Source organism: Rhodococcus sp. (in: high G+C Gram-positive bacteria), assembly GCF_049591685.1.
Classification (GTDB): Bacteria; Actinomycetota; Actinomycetes; order Mycobacteriales; family Mycobacteriaceae; genus Rhodococcoides.
In genome coordinates this window covers 1-2398 of the sequence record NZ_JBAWFH010000161.1, presented here as the reverse complement: position 1 = coordinate 2398, position 2398 = coordinate 1, and the positions used below count along the sequence as shown (strand labels likewise).

Below are 2398 nucleotides of genomic sequence, written 5' to 3'. Positions count from 1 at the left end.
GCCCAGGATCGTTCTGGCCGACGAACCCGTCGCTTCCCTCGACCCCGAAAATGCCGCGGTCGTCATGGATCTGCTGCAGCGGGTGTGCACCGAGGAGAAGTTGACCGTCGTGTGCACGCTGCACCAGGTCGATCTCGCGCTGGGCTGGGCGCACCGCCTCGTCGGCTTGCGTGACGGCGAAGTCGTTCTCGACCGACCTGCAGCCGGTCTGCTGCGCGAGGACATAATGCCGATCTATCAGCGAATCGCCCCCACCGAAGAAGTCTTCAGATGACCGTGACCCTGGAGCCGAAGACCACAGCGCCGTCGCCCGAATCGCGGCGACGATGGCTCCTGCCGTCGCTCGGTGCCGTCGCAGTCGTCCTGACGATTCTGTCTGCGGGCTACATCGACTTCGCGCCCACCGCACTCGTCGACGGTCTCGAAGACGTCCAGCGTCTGATCGCACGCATGCTTCCCCCGCGTGTCGACGACACCGGCCGGATCGTCTCGCTGGCCTTCGACACCTTGTTGATGGCGGTGCTCGGTACCGTTCTGGCCGCCATCGTCAGTGTCCCACTTGCCTTCCTCGCCGCACGCAACACGACCCCGCACCCGATCGTGTACGGGGTAGCGCGTGCAGTAATCACCTTCTGCCGCGCGATGCCCGATCTGTTGTTCGCGGTGCTGTTCGTCCGCGCCCTCGGGATCGGTGTTTTCCCAGGCGTTCTCGCGCTGGCCCTGCACTCCATCGGCATGCTCGGCAAGCTGTTCGCCGACGCCATCGAGGAGGCCGACGACGGGCCCCGCGAAGCCATCCGTGCCACCGGCGTGGGATATGTGCGGGAGATGATCAATGCGGTTGTTCCGCAGGTTGTTCCCGCGTGGATCGGCGCGTTCGTCTACCGCATCGATATCAACCTCCGGATGTCGGTCGTGCTCGGATTCGTCGGGGCAGGCGGCATCGGATTCGCACTGCAGGACGCGTTGCGCGGACTGATCTACCCGCGCGCCCTCGGGATCGTCCTCGTCATCCTCGCGATCATCGCGGCGATGGAGTTGGCCGCCATCGGGATCCGACGGATGCTGCTCGTTCCATCGACGGCTGGACCGCGCCGCGATCGAGTGAAGAAGACGTTCGCCTCGGCGGTGCTGATCGTGTCAACCGTCGCCTCGTTCTTCGTCCTCGAGATCGACCCGAGATCTCTACTGACCTGGGTCGGACCGTCGATCGAGGTGTTCGGCCGAATGGTGCCGCCTGATTTCTCCTCGCTCGGCGTCCAACTCGTCGACGCCGCAGTGCAGACCGTCGCCATCGGCGTCGTCGCGACGGCGATCGGTATCGTGCTCTCGATCCCGGTGGGCATCCTGGCAGCGCGCAACGTGAGCCCGCATCCGGTGGTCTACTGGCTGGCGAGAGCATGGATTCTGCTGGTCCGCGCGGTACCCGAACTGATCCTCGCGGTGGTGTTCGTCGCTGCGCTCGGGCTCGGACCCGTAGCGGGTACCTGTGCCCTCGCGATCGGATCCGTCGGATTTCTGGGCAAGCTCGTCGCCGATGAAGTCGAGGAGATCGATCCCGGACCCCTCGAAGCGGTGTCGTCCGTCGGCGGCGGGTGGTGGAATGCCGTTGTCAATGCCGTTATCCCACAGGCTGTTCCATCGATAGTGGGGTCGAGTCTGTACCTTCTCGACGTCAACATCCGCACCTCGACCATCCTGGGCATCGTCGGCGCAGGCGGCATCGGATTCCTGCTGTTCGAGTCGATACGCACCCTGAACTTCGACGTCGCAGGCGCCATCGTCCTCGTCATCTTCGTCGTCGTGTACGCAGTGGAAAGGATCTCCGGATGGATCAGATCGCTCCTCGTCTGACGCGGGCAGCCGTGTGGACCCCGGACGGCATCGACATTCGGACACTCGACATTCCCGAACTCGCCCCGGGTGATGTTCTGGTAAGGATCGATCTGGCCACGGTGTGCGGGAGTGACCTGCACACCGTGTCAGGCCGGCGCCCCGGTGCCTGCCCATCCATCCTGGGTCACGAGGCAGTCGGCCGGGTCATTGCCGTCGGCGACGGAGCCAGACCGGTCGCCGTCGGCGACGGAGCCAGACCGGTCGTCGTCGACGACGGAGCCAGACCGGTCGTCGTCGGCGATGACGGTTCGCTCGCACCAGGTGACCGCGTCGTCTGGTCGGTCACCGTTCCGTGCGGGCAGTGCCCACGCTGTACGGCTGGGTTCACGGCGAAGTGCGTCGACGTGCGCAAGGTGGGGCACGAATCCGCGCTCGGTGATTGGGTTTTGAGCGGCTCCTACGCCGAGCACATCGTCCTACCCCGCGGCACGGCAATCGCACGGGTGCCGGTGTCGATGTCCGACGCGGTTGCCGCGCCCGCAGCGTGTGCGACGGCCACCGT

General features: G+C 65.6%; 2 protein-coding genes and 1 pseudogene. All 3 read left to right on the top strand.

What is annotated here, in order from left to right:
- Positions 1–274 (top strand): annotated as a pseudogene (locus WBQ44_RS06925) (phosphonate ABC transporter ATP-binding protein); the annotation flags it as partial.
- Positions 271–1854, top strand: coding sequence for a phosphonate ABC transporter, permease protein PhnE (gene phnE, locus WBQ44_RS06920; protein WP_495565981.1), 1584 nt, complete (start codon positions 271–273; stop codon positions 1852–1854). The pseudogene WBQ44_RS06925 and the gene phnE, both read left to right, overlap by 4 nt.
- Positions 1830–2398 (top strand): alcohol dehydrogenase catalytic domain-containing protein (locus WBQ44_RS06915; protein WP_495565980.1); only part of this gene is annotated, 569 nt, incomplete at its 3' end. The genes phnE and WBQ44_RS06915, both read left to right, overlap by 25 nt.